This window comes from Shewanella profunda (assembly GCF_023283765.1).
GTDB lineage: Bacteria > Pseudomonadota > Gammaproteobacteria > Enterobacterales > Shewanellaceae > Shewanella > Shewanella profunda.
The window spans coordinates 1-16,069 of the sequence record NZ_JAKILG010000025.1 but is presented as its reverse complement, the minus strand read 5'-3'; the positions used below and the strand labels follow the sequence as shown (position 1 = coordinate 16,069).

Here is a 16,069-nt window from a genome sequence, read left to right as displayed (position 1 = left end):
GAAAGACAGGGTAACCAATGGAAGATTTGCAACTAGTTTTGTTCGTTTTGGGCGCCATAGCCATAGTTGCTGTGCTGGTGCATGGATTTTGGTCTATCAGAAGGCAACAACCTAAGTCGTTAAAAGATAGCCCTATGGGCAATTTTTATAAGCAACAAGCCGACAAGGGGGAAAGCACACCTAAACGTCTCGATGCCGATGGATTTGATGCCGACGGTATTGGTGCCGTGCGAGTACGTAAGGCGGGGGAGTCCAGTACCCATGATACGCCTACAATTAACCCCTATCTTAAACAAGATGTTAAAGCAGAACCTAAACCATTATTGAAGCAAGAGACTCAACCTGACATCAAGCAAGAACCTGTTCCACAACCGGATTTTAGTTTGCAGTCACCTTCAGCGACAGATCAACAGCGTGGACCTAAAGCATCGCGTCAAGAACCTGTGCTTAATAGTCATGTGCCACCCTTAGGTCAATCCCACGCTGCGATTGTTGCCCAAAAAGCCTTTGAACAGGAAAAACTTGCCCATAGTGCGACAGTCCCGACTCAAACAGCCTTGTTTGATGAAGATGCTTATCAAGAAGATAACGATCAAGATGACGATTATGCTGAAGAAGCCATTGAAGAAGGTTTAGATGAACCCCGTGATGTCTTGGTGCTGCACGTGGTCGCCAAAGAAGGGCAACAGCTAAATGGCGCCGAGTTACTGCCTTGCTTTTTAACCTTAAATTTTAAATACGGTGAAATGAATATTTTCCATCGTCATGTTGATAATGCCGGTAATGGAAAGGTGTTGTTCTCCATCGCTAATATGTTAAAGCCCGGTGTATTTGATCCCGATAATATGGAGCAATTCAGCACCCAAGGTGTGGTATTTTTTATGACCTTGCCTTGTTATGGCGATGCCTTAATGAACTTCTCGATTATGCTGAACTCGGCGCGCCAACTCGCTGATGATATCGATGCAGTCGTGCTCGACGGCCAACGCCAGCCTTGGGGTGAGTTTACTAAACAAGATTATTTACACCGTATTCGCGCTAATGCTTAGATTTATATCATTATGACATGATGAGGCCGCTAACTGCGGCCTCATTTTTGTGAGCTACTTTTTGTGATCTAAAGAGATCTGGATAACGAATATGCAAGACATTCAACTCGATACATTCCATTCGGAGCTTCTTTCTGAAGATGTTACCCCAGGAAATGCGCAGCAGATAATGCAGGCGCTCAGCCAATCGCTCAACGAGCATAATATTCGCTACTATGTGGATGATGCGCCAAGCATTACTGATTCTGAGTACGACAGGTTTATGCAGCATTTGCTTAAGCTCGAGGCGCAATTCCCTCAGTTTATCGTTGCCGATTCGCCAACACAGCGAGTAGGTGGACTGGCGCTGGCAAAGTTTGATCAAATCACTCACCTTAAACCTATGCTCAGTCTCGATAACGCCTTCGATGAGACGGAGTTCTGCGCCTTCCATAAGCGAGTGAGTGACAAAGTGGGGGAGGTGAGTTTTTGTTGTGAACCTAAACTCGATGGTTTAGCTGTCAGTATTTTGTATCGTCATGGTGTGCTTGAACGTGCTGCTACCCGTGGTAATGGAACTGTTGGCGAAGATATCACTGAAAATGTGAAAACAATCAAATCGATTCCGCTTAAGTTACGTGGCAATGATTTTCCTGAACTCGTCGAAGTGCGCGGTGAAGCCTTTATGCCTAAGGCCGCTTTTGAGGCGCTCAATGAGCGCGCGCGGGCCAAGGATGAAAAACTCTTTGTTAACCCTCGTAACGCTGCGGCGGGTAGTTTGCGACAACTCGACAGCAAAATTACAGCGTCTCGCTCACTTGCCTTTTATGCCTATGCGCTCGGTGTGGTTGAGCCAGATTCTTATTCATTGGGCAAAACCCATTTTGAACAGTTACAGCAGCTAAAATCTTGGGGTTTACCCGTTAGCAGCGAAATCAAAGTGTGCTCCGAGTTAAATCAAGTATTCGACTATTACAAAGATATTCTTACCCGCCGCAGCGATTTACCCTTTGAAATCGATGGTGTGGTGATGAAAGTCAATGACATTGTCCAGCAGCAACGCTTAGGTTTTGTGGCTAAATCCCCCCGTTGGGCGATAGCTTATAAATTCCCAGCTCAAGAGGAAATGACCCTACTCGAAGGGGTTGATTTTCAAGTGGGACGCACGGGCGCAGTGACGCCAGTGGCGCGCTTAAAGCCAGTGTTTGTGGGTGGCGTAACCGTTTCTAATGCGACGCTGCACAATGCCGATGAGATTGAGCGTTTAGGCATTAAAGTCGGTGACACTGTGATCATCCGCCGTGCTGGCGATGTGATCCCACAAATTGTGGCGATAGTGCCCGAAAGACGCCCCGAAACTGCGACTGATATCGTCTTTCCGCACAACTGTCCTGTGTGCGGCAGTTTAGTCGAGCGTCTTGAAGGTGAGGCGGTGGCTCGCTGTAGCGGCGGTTTATTCTGTGAAGCGCAGCGTAAAGAAGCGATTAAGCATTTCGCGTCCCGCAAGGCGTTAGATATCGATGGTATGGGCGACAAAGTCGTCGAGCAATTGATTGATAAAGAATTAGTCCAAAGCCCAGCAGATTTGTTTAAGCTCACCGCTTCTATGATGACCATGCTTGAACGCATGGGGATGAAGTCGGCGACCAATTTAGCTGTCGCGATTGAAGCGGCTAAAACGACAACACTCGCACGTTTCTTGTATGCCTTGGGCATTCGCGAAGTGGGCGAGGCGACAGCGGCAAACCTTGCCGCGCACTTTGCTAGCTTAGAGGCGCTGCGCGTTGCGACTGTAGAGCAGTTAACCGCAGTAGAAGATGTTGGCGCTGTGGTCGCCCAGCATGTGGCACACTTTTTTGCTCAGCCCCATAACCTTGAAGTGATTGATGCCTTGATTGCAGCAGGTGTGCATTGGCCTGCAATTGAAGCACCAAGCGCGGACGCACAACCACTTAAAGGCCAGACTTGGGTATTAACGGGTACGTTAAATCAACTTAATCGCAACGATGCTAAGGCGCAGTTGCAGGCCCTTGGTGCGAAAGTCGCTGGTAGTGTCTCCAAAAATACCGATTGCTTAGTGGCTGGCGAGGCGGCAGGTTCAAAACTTGCTAAAGCACAGGAACTTGGTGTGAAAGTGATGGATGAAGACGAGCTATTAGCACTCTTAGCCGCGAATAGTTAACTGCAATTTCTCGCAAAGAGCACTTAATTGTTGGACACAAATGGAGCCTTGCCATGCAGGGCTCTTTTTTATTTCAGTGTTAAGTACTGCGTATTGGGCGAAGAACCATTGAAATTGGCAGAATAGACTCCATCTTACTTTTACGCTGTTGTTGCTTCTTTAAATGGAAACCTATTTGAATTTCAGTCACATCACTTGGCTTGATGATAAAGGCCATATCAAACCGCCGACTTTCCTCTATGCACTTTTAGCTTTTTTAGCTCGCGGTTGGTGTATTTTTATCGCTTCGTTAACACAGGCAAACGATAGGGCTGAATTAGTGCGGATTTTTTACCCCGAAAAATCCGACTTCTTACTTGCTCTTGCCGCAGGCCTTGGTGCTGTGCTGCTTTATATCCTAGTGCTTTGTGAGCGTCGTCGTTCACCTTATTGGTTAAGGCCTTTTTTTGTTCACTTAAAATGGGGTTTATGGCTGTTATTACTGGTGGATGCTGTACTGCTTGGGCAGCGATTGGTGCATGGACAGTTTATGTTCCACTGGAGTCTTGCTCTTGATGCTCTAGTATTGTTTTGGTCTAGTTTATACGTTTTAAAATCGAAACGACTCCATTACTACCTTGCCGATTGGCCTAAAACGATGGATATTGAACCTAAAGTTTAGGTTGTCTATGTTTTTGTAATTAAAAGTAATTTTACGCTCTTTCAATGAATTTTTTAGCGTTGTGTGTGCTATCCCTCAGTTTGATAAGCATTTTTTTACTTATTGCTTACTGAATTTCCATAATCATCTATAGTTATATGTACTTAGCTTGAATGTGTTGCTTGAGTAATGGATTTTGTCTCTATCCACTTCAGCACATTTTAAAGGAGTCATATTGCGTGGCAAAAGCAGCTCAACGAAAACTATTATTATCTGAACTTCAACTTGGCATGAGGGTTAAGTTGCCTCTGTCATGGACAAATCACCCCTTTTTATTCAATCGTGTCGATATCAGCAGCGTCGCTCAAATTGAAATGATCCGTGGGCTGGGTGTGCCATATGTATTTTTAGTCTCGCAAACCAATACCGGTATTGAATTACCCAGTACGGATAAGAAAGTTAGTGAGGTTCAAGAGCAAGCGCCGCCTGAGCGGGATCTTAAGAGCGACACACGTAAAGCTATGCGTTTAAGCCAAAAGCGGTTTTTGGAGGGTGTTAATCAATGTCGCAATATGTTTGGTAAGATTGCGAGTGATCCAGAAGGGGCGTATCGGCAGTCTGCAACGTTAGTCGAGGATATGCTTAGCCATTTACAGGAAATTGAACAGCCTTTCTTAACCTTGGTGGGGATGGATGAGAACGAGGTGAGTGTCACCCAACATGGAGTGTCAGTTGCCGTGCTTGCAATGATGATAGGCCATGCTCTCGATTTAACTCCGCGAGATTTACGGGATATTGCCCTTGGTAGCTTGCTCCACGATATTGGTAAGCTCAAAGTGCCAGATATCATTCGCCGAAAGCGTGGGGCTCTAACTGCAAATGAGGCTAATTATTTGCAAATGCACCCCAATTTTGGCTATGACATGCTCAATCGTTCGGGTTTATTTCCCAAAGAAGTGCTTAATATTGTGTTGCACCACCATGAATTTATTGATGGTTCAGGTTTTCCGGATGGCTTAACAGGCCATAAAATTCCCATAGTGACTCAGATTGTGGCCCTTGCAAATGATTTTGATCAGCAGCTCAGTGGTCAACTGGCTTCGTCACCCCAGTTGGCTTTGGGCTATTTATTTAAACATCGTGCGACTAAGCATCCAGAGTCCTTAATCTCTGTACTGGTCAAAATTCTTGGGATTTATCCCCCAGGAACGATTGTTAAGCTCTCGGATGATTGTGTAGCTAAAGTGATTATGACGACCAAAGAGGTTACCCAGCCACAGGTCTGGGCTTGTAAGCCCGATGGTAGTGAGGCTTCGTTACGTTTTTTAAGCGAGGAAGGTGTGACAGTACAAAAAGCGCTCAAAGCTGAAGAGTTAACTGAAGGCGCTATTCGGACATTACAGGTTGATAAAGGCGTCAGTTTTTATTTTAGTGCGCTGCAGGCTTGAATCTTATCCATTAAGTTCCGTATTCTATCCGCTGATTTTGACTCTTCGGGGCTAATATGGCTGATGTAGTAGATAAGGGCACCCCACAAAAAAGTGTTGCCGTGGTGGGATGTGGTTGGTTTGGATTTGCGTTGGCAACGCATTTAGTCCAAGAGGGCTATCGAGTTACAGGTTGTAAGCGTAGCATCGATGAACTCTCTTCATTAATAGATGTTGGGATAGAAGCCTTTCCACTGCAACTCGGCGAGGGGGCAGAAATTAAACCCGACGCTAAGGCATTGGCAGCGTTATTCCAAACTGATTTTCTTGTGGTAAATATTCCCCCGAGATTAACACGTGGCAATAGTGCTTATTTTGATGAGTTGCAACAGCTTTTATCCCTAACCCAAGGTTGGCAATATCAGTGTATTGTGTTTATCAGTACCACGGGTGTGTATCCTACCCAAGATAAATTAATGACTGAAGCCGATGCTTTGGCGGAATCGAGTGATAGCCAACTGCTATTGGATGCAGAGGCTTTATTTCGAGCTCAAGCTAACAGTTGTATCCTTCGTTTTGCTGGGCTAGTCGGGCCTAAACGGCATCCTGGACGTTTTCTTGCGGGGAAGTTGGACGTCTCTGGTGCCAATGTGGCAGTCAATTTAGTCCACTTAAGCGATTGTGTTCAGGCCGTCAGTGCTATTTTAGCGGCAAGTCAAAATGGCATATCCATTGCTCCAATTTATAATCTTTGCGCTCCACAACACCCGACTAAGGCTGAGTTTTACCCTGTGGCAGCCCAATCTTTGGGTTTAGTTCCCCCCATATTTAATCAACAAGTCATGCCAAGTAAGGTGATCCTCGGTGATGCAATTATATCCGACTTAGGCTTTAGTTATCAGTATGCATCACCCCTTGATATGCTCAGTGCATGTTGAGGAATATGAACAAAATTTTAAGAGAGAAGCTGGCATTCTAGGTTATCTTTATTGGCTAATATTGGCTTGGCAAATTGTTCTTTAGATCAAATTACGAATAAAAGAGACAGTATAATGAACACGTTAAATTTTGTTAGACCACTGGTGTCCTTTGCATTCGGACTCATACTCAGTGCCAGTTTTACACTACAAGCGGCAAATTTTGAGGAAGGTAAAGATTATGTGACGGTTACGGGGATCTCTGAGGCACAAAAGCCGGTGTTACGCGAGTTTTTCTCTTACAACTGCCCGCATTGCTATAACCAAGAGCCCTTAATTGAATCGACCGTTAAATTACTGGGAAAAGAGATCAATTTTGAGCGTACTCCCGTTGGTGCTGGTCGTCCAAGTTGGCAACTGAGCCAGCTTGCCTATTATGTGGCGCAAAAGCTTAAAATGACGAAGCAAACCCACAGTGCCATTTTTAAGCAAATCCAAGTGAACGGAGAGCAATTTACTCGTCCAGAACAAGTGAAGGCTTTTTTTGTTTCCCAAGGTGCTAAGGCTGAGGATGTGGAGACTGCAATCAATTCAGTTGATGCCCAATTTACACTCATGAACTACGACTCACAAACTGAGCTTGCAGGTATTATAGCGGTCCCTTCACTGCTGGTTAATGGCCGCTATATGTTGACTTCAACGGCACATACCCCTGAAGAGTTAGCTGCGTTAGTGAAATTCTTAGCCGCTAAGTGAGCGCCAGTAAGTGAGTTATAGGCTAGCGTTTTTAACTATCCTTATAAGTGGAGTCATTTTTAGGTAAATAACCCAGTGCTCGCTGGGTTATTCTTTATCTTAGTTTGGCAAGCTCTTACTTTCTTTCATACGAGCCGCTCGTCATTTGAGTAGAATTACGATATTTCACCCTCGTTTCGCAGCACGAATTTGCCAGAACGAACAAAACCTAATCTCAAAAAGTCAACACACCCTAGCGATTATCTAAACCTCAGTACTTAAATTTATCTAGGTCTGACAATAAGTTATTACAGCCCCGTCTTTTTTTGCCCTCATTTAACTAAATCTCCCCTAATGTTGTTCGACATTGGTCTAAGCTGTTGAAAAAGTTTAAAGCGCATTTCAATGTAATAATTTTGTTAAGCCATTGAATTTGTTTTATTCATCTTTTCTTAAACCGTATCTCAAATCACGACTTAGACGAAAGTCGTGATTGTGATCACACCAGCTGTTGTTAGATTAAACATGACTTAAAATTAAAACAGCACAGGGGAGTCGCTATGGGTTTTGAAAATAACGAGAAAGCAAAAGGCTATTGGCGCGAGAATTTACGTCTCGTTCTTAGCTTATTAGCTATTTGGGCCGCAGTATCTTTTGGATGTGGCATTTTATTGGTTGACGTTCTGAATGAAATCCATTTCATGGGATTCAAATTAGGTTTCTGGTTCGCACAACAGGGAGCTATGTATGTATTCGTTGTGCTTATTTTTGTCTACGCGGCAAAAGCCAACGCCTTAGATAAAAAATATAACGTACAAGAAGACTAAGGGGAATTGGAATGGGTGTTCAAGGATTAACGTATCTTATCGTAGGGCTGTCATTTGCGCTCTACATCGGGATTGCAATTTGGTCACGTGCGGGTTCAACAAAAGAGTTTTATGTTGCCGGTGGTGGCGTGCATCCTGTGGTTAACGGTATGGCGACGGCGGCAGATTGGATGTCGGCGGCGTCATTTATTTCATTAGCAGGTATTGTGTCTTTCGTCGGTTACGACGGTAGCGTGTACCTAATGGGTTGGACCGGCGGCTATGTATTATTAGCCCTGTGTATGGCGCCATATCTACGTAAGTTTGGTAAGTTTACTGTGCCAGATTTTATTGGTGAACGTTACTATTCACAGGCTGCGCGCACGGTTGCGGTTATCTGTGCCATCTTCATTTGTTTTACTTATATTGCAGGGCAAATGCGTGGTGTGGGGGTAGTGTTCTCACGTTTCCTCGAAGTTGAAGTCGACACTGGTGTATACATTGGTATGGCTGTGGTGTTCTTCTATGCTGTGCTTGGCGGGATGAAAGGTATTACTTACACTCAGGTCGCCCAATACTGCGTATTGATTTTCGCCTTTATGGTGCCAGCAATCTTCCTCTCAGTGATGATGACAGGCCACATTATTCCGCAAATTGGTTTTGGGGCTGAACTGATTGATGCTGCAGGTAATAATACGGGCGTATATTTGTTAGATAAGTTGAATAACCTCTCCGGTGATTTGGGTTTTGCACCTTACACTGATGGTTCAAAAAGTATGATTGATGTGTTCTGTATCACGGGAGCATTGATGGTCGGAACCGCAGGTTTACCCCATGTTATCGTTCGTTTTTTCACTGTGCCTAGCGTAAAAGCTGCTCGTATCTCTGCGGGTTGGGCGCTAGTTTTCATCTCAATTATGTATACAACTGTACCCGCATTAGCGGCGTTCTCCCGCGTTAATATGATTGAAACCATCAATGGTTCAGATGCTAAAGGTGTTGCCTATGAGACTGCCCCAGGTTGGATTAAAAACTGGGAAAAAACGGGTCTTATTAAGTGGGACGATAAGAATGCTGACGGTAAGTTATATTATGCAGCGGGTAAGTTTGAAGACCCTGCAAGTCGTAATGAGATGAAAATCGATAACGATATCATTGTATTAGCCACACCAGAAATTGCAAACTTACCTGCTTGGGTTATCGCATTGGTGGCTGCCGGTGGTTTAGCCGCAGCGCTATCGACTTCAGCTGGCTTGTTGTTGGTGATTTCAACCTCAGTATCACACGATCTGCTTAAAAAGAATTTCATGCCGAATTTATCTGACAAGAAAGAGCTTTTATATGCTCGCTTAGCGGCTGGTGTTGGGATTGTGATTGCGGGTTACTTTGGGGTGAATCCTCCAGGCTTTGTGGCGGCGGTGGTGGCTTTTGCCTTCGGTTTGGCGGCATCATCCCTGTTCCCTGCTATTGTCATGGGGATCTTCTCTAAGACAATGAACAAAGAAGGTGCAATTGCGGGTATGGTAACGGGTTTACTGTTTACTGCGGGTTATATCATCTACTTCAAGTTTGTTGACCCAACGGCAAACGTGCCAGCAAACTGGTTCTTAGGTATTTCACCTGAAGGTATTGGTATGGTCGGCATGATAGTCAACTTTGTGGTAGCGGCAATCGTAAGCAGAGTGACTGCAGCAACACCGTTACATGTACAGGAAATGGTTGAGTCTATTCGTTTCCCTAAAGGTTCGAGCGAGGCAAGCGGCCACTAGTAAGGCTTGGATATAGTGGAAAACAAAGAGCGCTTCGGCGCTCTTTTTGCTTTTTAACCTTGAGCTGACTTTAGTCGAATGTAGCTCACTGACAATGCGGGCTATAGTGATGGGAATATCTGCTTAAAAATAAGGTGTTGCCTATGAATGCGAGTGAATTACAACCCGTAGTGCAATTTCTCAAGGGGTTAGTTCCCTTCGATACCTTACCTGATGAGGTGATTTTACGTTGTGCTAAGGCAGTCATCATAGGTTATTACAGTAAGGCTTCAGCCTATGTTAGCTTTGATGCCAATGCACCGAAATTATATATAGTACGCAGTGGTGCTTTTGAGGTTCGTGATCCTGAAGGCGTGTTGGTGGATAGAGTGGGCGAAGGTGAATTTTTTGGTTTTTCTACGCTGCTATCGGGGGAGAAAGTTGTTAATAAAGTAGCAATACTGGAGGATGGTTTGGTTTACCATCTACCGCAACATTTGTTTGATCAATTAAGGAGTGAGAGCCGGAATTTCGATAAGTTTTTTACCCGAGCCTTTGCAAAGCGCCTGCGCCATGAGGCACGTTTTAAAGCAAAAGATCTCACCACTACTAGTCGCATAAGTACTTTGATGTCACCCGATCCCATTGCCATTGATGCCCATGCCAGTGTTACCCAAGCAGCACTCCTGATGCGAAATGCGCGCGTATCTTCTTTGTTGGTGACGGATAATCATAAATTAGTTGGAATTTTAACGGATAAGGATTTACGTAATCGAGTATTGGCAGCAGGCCTCGATGGTCGTTTAGCTGTGCATCAAGCGATGACGGTTTCACCTATTTCTATTTCATCGAATGCGTTAATTTTTGAAGCTATGCTATTGATGAGTGAACATAATATTCACCATTTACCTATTATTGATGAAGGTAAAGCTATCGGCATGGTGACCAGTACCGATATCTTGCGTGGACAAGGTTCTCAGCCACTGCTTCTTATTGGGGAAATTGAGCGTCAGCAGGATCTTGCTAGTTTAATCTCTGTTAGTAAGCAAATTCCGCTATTGCTGCAGAATTTAATCAGTGCCGATGCTAGGGCTGAAGAGATTGGGCGTGTATTGACTTCGGTTACCGATGCGCTGACGCGGCGGTTAATCGTGCTTAATCAGCAGCTTCTTGGTGATCCACCGATGGCCTTTTGTTGGTTAGCGTTCGGCTCTCAAGGTCGACAGGATCAGGCTGCATGTTCGGATCAAGATAATGGCTTGTTAGTCGCAGAAGAGATGGACGACTATGCTAAGGGCTATTTTGATGCGCTCACCCATGCGGTGTGTGCGGGTCTAGATCAGTGTGGTTATGTTTTTTGCCCTGGTAATATTATGGCGCAAAACCCGCAGTGGCGAATGTCACTAAAGCAATGGCAACATGTATTTGAAAAATGGGTGATAACGCCTGAACCTAAAGCGTTAATGCATGCCAGTATTTTTTTTGATATGCGCTCGGTTTATGGGCCACAGACCTTATTTGATGCACTGCAGGACAAGGTATTAGCGCAAACCCGTGACAATGATATCTTTCTTGCGGGGATGACGGGCAATTCGTTGATTGAATCCCCACCCTTAGGTTTTTTCCGCACATTTGTGCTCGAGCGTGATGGTAGTGAAGTAAAAGGTATTGATTTAAAGCATAAAGGTAATGCATTAATTAATGATATCGCCCGTGTCTATGCGCTGTCAGCGGGCATAAAAGAAGTCAATACCGCCAAACGTATTCGCGCTTTGATGGATGCCAATATCCTCAACCGCAAGGATGCACTCAATTTGGCCGATGCCCACGAGTTTATCGCCCATATGCGCTTAGCTAATCAAGGCTACCAATATACTCAGGGACAAAAAGTGAGTAACTACTTGTTACCTGGACATTTATCCTCATTGGTGCGCCACCAATTACGGGACGCCTTTAAGGTGGTTCATGATGCTCAATCTGGCATGAAAATGAAATTTATGCGGAGCTTTTAAATGAGTATTCTGCTGGTGAAGGCGCGGTTGAATTGGCGCGCTCTGCGTTGTCAACATCAGCTCTTTAAGGATTATTATCAATCACTTGTGCCTCTACTGGCGATGCCTGTATCCGAAGCGCCATTAGTGGCGATGGATTTAGAGATGACGGGGCTCGATCCCCTGCAAGATCAGATACTCAGTATAGGTCTCGTGCCTATTGAGCACGGCGTGATCCCACTCGAGGGAGCACAGCAAAAATTGGTGCAAATTCGCGGCAGTGTCGGCCAGAGTGCAACTATTCACGGGATTCTTGATAATCATTTAGTACAAGCCGTAACTATTGAAGAAGCGATGGCATGGTTTATTGCTAAGACCCGTGGCAGAGTGCTGGTTGCACACCATTCCCCATTAGATTGCCGATTTTTACAGCAGGATATTTTGGCTATTTATCATCAAGCTGTATTTTTACCCTCGATAGATACCTTAATGCTTGAAAAGCATCGATTGTTACGAGGACATCACGCCATTAAAGAAGGTAGTTTACGCCTTGGCGCTTGCCGTGAACGTTATGGTTTGCCGATATATTCAGCCCATAGTGCATTGACCGATGCCTTAGCTTGCGCAGAGCTCTTACTCGCACAGGTGGCTGCCATGGGTGGGGCAAGGCAGCTCAAAGTGGCTGAGCTAATGCAGCAATCCTCCTGATCTTGACGGTTGTCATTGGCTTGATCTGGTTTTCACCAAGGTTAAGTAGGTGAGATTTGGTTCATTATGATTGTTGTAAGCTACTTAACTCCGATTTGGTAATTTTCAGAACATGTACTTCACTCTTATAAATGAACTGAGTAGGAGACAATAATGCCACTCCCATTACTTTGGATTGGAGGCGCGGCCATTGGCGCTGTGTTATTAGCCGATGAGCGTGAGAAACGCCAACAACTTGAGCGTGATAGATTACTCGGTCGGGCCGCCAAACAACTTCTTACACATCGCGCTATGGTCGCTGCACCAAGTCAATGGCAAAAAGGTTTTACACAAGTGATGCCTGTGCCTGGCAGTATTGTCTGTTGCTATGTATTTGGGGTTATTGAACATACTGGTATATGGCTCGGTGATGATTGTTTAGTGGAGCTCCATGGCTCTGGGCTTGTGCGGGCGGTATCGATAAAACGTTTTCTAGCGGGGCGTACGGGGAGCCAAATCTATCTTGCCTGCAGTCATCTGCACCAACCTTTGGTTGCTGAAGCTATATTGAATCGCGCCGAACAGGCCATTTATCAATACCGTGAATATGATTTATTCGACAATAATTGCCATCGCTTTGTATGGGCTTGTATAAGTGGACACGAAGTGGCAATTAAAAGCTTCAATGAGTTAAATCAAAAGCTTGCAGTTTATTTTGGTGAAGGTATTTATTGGGATGAGATACAAGAGCCCAGTTCTGTATATGATTTTAGCGATTAAAAAAGCCATCATCGGATGGCTTTTATGGATATGTGATTGATATCTTAGTTACAAAAATAATCAACAGCACGTTTGACCAGTTCAATACCACTTTGATCGCAAGGAGGTAACTCTGCATCACTTATATTGAGCGGCGTCACTCGCTCACCCCATTGAAGGAGCAGGGCGGCTGACGTTAATCCCGCACCAAAAGCGCACGAAAGTATGGTTTGATTTGGCTTGATAAGTTCTTTTTCCAAGGCGTCACAAATGGCAATAGGAATCGTAGCCGCGGAGGTATTGCCGTAGTTAGCAATGTTAACAAAGGCTTTTTCTTTCGGGATCTTCATTCGACTAACAAGTGTATCGATAATACGTTCATTCGCTTGATGTGGAATGACCAAATCGACTTCATCCTTATCTATGCCACATTTTTGAAGTACTTGAGTACTTAATTTATTCATGCCGTTAATTGCGCGTTTGAAAATTTCTTGTCCATCAAATTGGATATAGAAATCTAAAGATTCGGCTGTGAATCTATCCATAGCCGTGCCGAAACCCGCTTTTAGAATATCACGGCCATCAGGGTCGTTATTAAGCTCATAACCAAGCACGCCACCTGGAATATTTGAGGCTTCAACCACAACAGCACCAGCGCCGTCACCGAAAAGCACGGCAGTTTCACGGCGAGACCAATCTAAATAGAAAGATAGCCGCTCGGCCCCGATCACTAAAACTTTTTTGCTCTGGCCGCTCTTAATCTGAGAGCTAGCTAAACCTAAGCCGTATAAAAAACCACTACAGGCGGCGTTGATATCAAATGCCGCGCAGTTAGAACCAATATTGGCTTGTACCGTCGATGCAATATTGGGGATTAACGTATCTGGACTCGCGCTTGCCAGAATGATCATATCTATCTCACTGCCATCGATACCCGCTGCGGCAAGAGCTCGCTTTGCGGCAACGGATGCCAATTCAGAGGTATTCACATGGCTGATATGACGCTGACTGATCCCTGTGCGCGATTTAATCCATTCATCGGATGTTTCTATAAAAGTTGCAAGATCATCGTTAGTCAAGGTTGCGGGGGGGATACATTTGCCCCAACCAGTGATAGTGGCGTACTGCATGGTATTTTCTCTCAAATAAAAAGGCAGAACTTGAAGTGCTGCCTTGAATCGACAACAAAGCTTATGGGTATAACCAATAACTGTCCGTGATCTAGTCCACCTGTTTGGCGACGAGCTCTCGGATAGTCATCGCGGCATGCAAAATATGATGTCGCAGTAACGCCGTGGCTTTCTCTGTTTCTCTTAATTTGCAATGGTTGAGCAGTGCGCGGTGCTCATGCTCTGCAGCAGGAATACCTCCTGCTAACAGCAATTGCAAACGAATATATCTATCGCAGTTTGTATTAAGACCGTGGACGACCTCAAGAGTATGTGGTCGATTGGCGGCTTGATATAAACAAGTGTGAAATTGTGTATTTAGCTCGCTCCAACTGGCTACGGCATCTTCATGTTTAAAGGCCGACTCCAATTGCTCTAGTACCTGTTCTGCTTTAATTAAATCTTCTTCTTGGAGTAGTGGAATCGCTTTTGCAAGCAGATCCGTTTCAATCATTGCTCGTAATTCAAAGAGTTCGGTGACTTGTTCGACGGATAATACGGTTGCTGTTGCACCTTTATGTGGTTCGAATTTCACTAACCCTTCCGCTTCGAGTTGCACTAACGCTTCTCTTACCGGGATCCTACTAACATGTAAGGCTTCGGCTAAAGCGCTTTGTCTGAGTGGTTCTCCTGCTGCTATGTCACCTGAAAGAATTTTCTCTCTAAGCACTTCTACAACTAGTTGAGTGCGGGTTTTGTGGACTATAGGCGTAGTTCGACTCATTTTCGTCTATTTCGGCTGTTCTTTCATTATCCGCCCAAGGTTACCGCTAAAAACGCCACAAATAAAGGGGAATGCTCGATTGAGTACATGGATAATGAGATGAATTAGGCTATTAAAGTGCAAGTTTTATCCTCTTTCGCTTACTTATTTAGGTTTCCCGTTTTGATATCGAATAGCGTAGCTTGTTTGAAACCTGTCGTTTCTAAGCATTAGTTCCCAAGCATGCGACTCATCTAAGAAAGGTGAACTTCGCGGTGCAATTTATTGCAATGAATGGAATAATAGTGTGATAACGCGTTAGGCGATGTTTAGAGTGAGTGGAGTGAGTACTGTGAGTGCAGTCAATCGAGCCGTTTTTTTGGACCGTGATGGTGTGATTAATAAAGATCATGGTTATGTACATCAAGTTGATGACTTTGAATATATCGAAGGTGTGTTTGAAGCGTGTCTCGCGTTAAAGCAAATGGGTTATAAGCTCGTGGTAGTCACAAATCAATCAGGCATAGCCCGCGGCATGTACAGTGAAGATCAATTCCACAGTCTAACAGAGTGGATGGATTGGAACTTTGCCGACAAAGGAGTTGATCTCGATGGGATCTACTACTGCCCGCACCATGCTGAAAAGGGGATCGGTGAATACAAAGTAGATTGTGATTGCCGTAAGCCAAAGCCTGGTATGCTCAACGATGCAGCGAAATTCTTAAAAATCGACTTATCTCAATCAGTGATGGTGGGTGATAAAGCTGATGATATGCTCGCAGCGAAAGCCGCAGGTGTGCCGATGCGTATATTAGTGCGTAGTGGCAAGGACGTGGCAGAGAGTAGTGATGCGACGGTAGTATTGGATAGCATTGCCGATGTACCAGTGTATTTAACATCACTTGCTACTTAATATCACTTGCAAAGCCCTACTGATAATTTGCACAAGGCTAATCGTGGATATTAGCCGTTCAATACAGGCGTATTGTTGCTTAATTATGCGCTTGGAGCGAAAAGTGAGCGCTTGGTTCGGTTTTCTACATTATTTGAGATAAAAAGGTTGCGGTAAAATCTGACATCCCTATAATGCGCATCCACTGACCCAGCGGGGTCAAGGTTAAACGCTGAATAAGTCGCTAACCATGCTCTTTAACAATTTATCAAGCAAATCTGTGTGGACACTCACAGGTGTTGAGTTAATCGAAACTGCTTAGCCTTCGGGTTGGCAGTCAAAGAATTAAATCAATGATGAAGAGTGTTCATAGTAATATGTACAG

General features: G+C 44.6%; 14 protein-coding genes. 12 read left to right on the top strand and 2 right to left on the bottom strand.

Annotated features, from left to right (window positions below):
* Positions 1-17: 17 nt before the first annotated feature.
* The 11 genes from zipA (at position 18) to L2744_RS12705 (ending at position 12,941) form a co-directional block, all read left to right on the top strand.
* Positions 18-1,049, top strand: a complete 1,032-nt coding sequence (gene zipA, locus L2744_RS12755; RefSeq protein WP_248992261.1) for a cell division protein ZipA — start codon at positions 18-20, stop codon at positions 1,047-1,049.
* Between the two features lie 91 nt (positions 1,050-1,140).
* Entirely contained in the window at positions 1,141-3,210 is a 2,070-nt protein-coding gene (gene ligA, locus L2744_RS12750; protein WP_248992260.1) for an NAD-dependent DNA ligase LigA, read from the top strand.
* Positions 3,211-3,373: 163 nt separating this feature from the next.
* The gene (locus L2744_RS12745; RefSeq protein ID WP_248992259.1) at positions 3,374-3,871 is read left to right on the top strand and encodes a DUF2919 domain-containing protein; all 498 of its coding nucleotides are present in this window, start codon (positions 3,374-3,376) and stop codon (positions 3,869-3,871) included.
* 218 nt (positions 3,872-4,089) lie between these two features.
* Positions 4,090-5,298, top strand: coding sequence for a cyclic di-GMP phosphodiesterase (locus tag L2744_RS12740; RefSeq protein ID WP_248992258.1), 1,209 nt, complete (start codon positions 4,090-4,092; stop codon positions 5,296-5,298).
* A gap of 56 nt (positions 5,299-5,354) precedes the next feature.
* Positions 5,355-6,215 (top strand): Rossmann-fold NAD(P)-binding domain-containing protein, encoded by an 861-nt coding sequence (locus L2744_RS12735; protein WP_248992257.1) that lies wholly within the window; start codon positions 5,355-5,357, stop codon positions 6,213-6,215.
* A gap of 114 nt (positions 6,216-6,329) precedes the next feature.
* Positions 6,330-6,950, top strand: coding sequence for a thiol:disulfide interchange protein DsbA/DsbL (locus L2744_RS12730; RefSeq protein WP_248992256.1), 621 nt, complete (start codon positions 6,330-6,332; stop codon positions 6,948-6,950).
* A 539-nt stretch (positions 6,951-7,489) separates the two neighbouring features.
* A complete protein-coding gene (locus tag L2744_RS12725; protein WP_248992255.1) occupies positions 7,490-7,756 on the top strand; it encodes a DUF4212 domain-containing protein in 267 nt (88 codons plus the stop codon).
* Positions 7,757-7,767: 11 nt separating this feature from the next.
* Complete coding sequence (locus L2744_RS12720) at positions 7,768-9,504, top strand: sodium:solute symporter family protein (protein ID WP_248992254.1); 1,737 nt, start codon at positions 7,768-7,770, stop codon at positions 9,502-9,504.
* Between the two features lie 143 nt (positions 9,505-9,647).
* Positions 9,648-11,495 (top strand): DUF294 nucleotidyltransferase-like domain-containing protein, encoded by a 1,848-nt coding sequence (locus L2744_RS12715; protein WP_248992253.1) that lies wholly within the window; start codon positions 9,648-9,650, stop codon positions 11,493-11,495.
* Positions 11,496-12,182, top strand: coding sequence for an exonuclease domain-containing protein (locus L2744_RS12710; protein ID WP_248992252.1), 687 nt, complete (start codon positions 11,496-11,498; stop codon positions 12,180-12,182).
* A gap of 153 nt (positions 12,183-12,335) precedes the next feature.
* Positions 12,336-12,941 (top strand): lecithin retinol acyltransferase family protein, encoded by a 606-nt coding sequence (locus tag L2744_RS12705; RefSeq protein WP_248992251.1) that lies wholly within the window; start codon positions 12,336-12,338, stop codon positions 12,939-12,941.
* A gap of 44 nt (positions 12,942-12,985) precedes the next feature.
* On the opposite strand, the gene L2744_RS12700 is transcribed toward L2744_RS12705, so the two are convergent.
* Together L2744_RS12700 and L2744_RS12695 are read right to left on the bottom strand one after the other, a co-directional pair.
* Positions 12,986-14,050, bottom strand: a complete 1,065-nt coding sequence (locus tag L2744_RS12700) for a ketoacyl-ACP synthase III (RefSeq protein ID WP_248992250.1) — start codon at positions 14,048-14,050, stop codon at positions 12,986-12,988.
* 91 nt (positions 14,051-14,141) lie between these two features.
* Positions 14,142-14,813, bottom strand: coding sequence for a GntR family transcriptional regulator (locus tag L2744_RS12695; protein WP_248992249.1), 672 nt, complete (start codon positions 14,811-14,813; stop codon positions 14,142-14,144).
* 331 nt (positions 14,814-15,144) lie between these two features.
* Here L2744_RS12695 and gmhB point away from each other — a divergent pair, with 331 nt between their 5' ends.
* A complete protein-coding gene (gene gmhB, locus L2744_RS12690) occupies positions 15,145-15,705 on the top strand; it encodes a D-glycero-beta-D-manno-heptose 1,7-bisphosphate 7-phosphatase (RefSeq protein ID WP_248992248.1) in 561 nt (186 codons plus the stop codon).
* Positions 15,706-16,069: the final 364 nt, after the last annotated feature.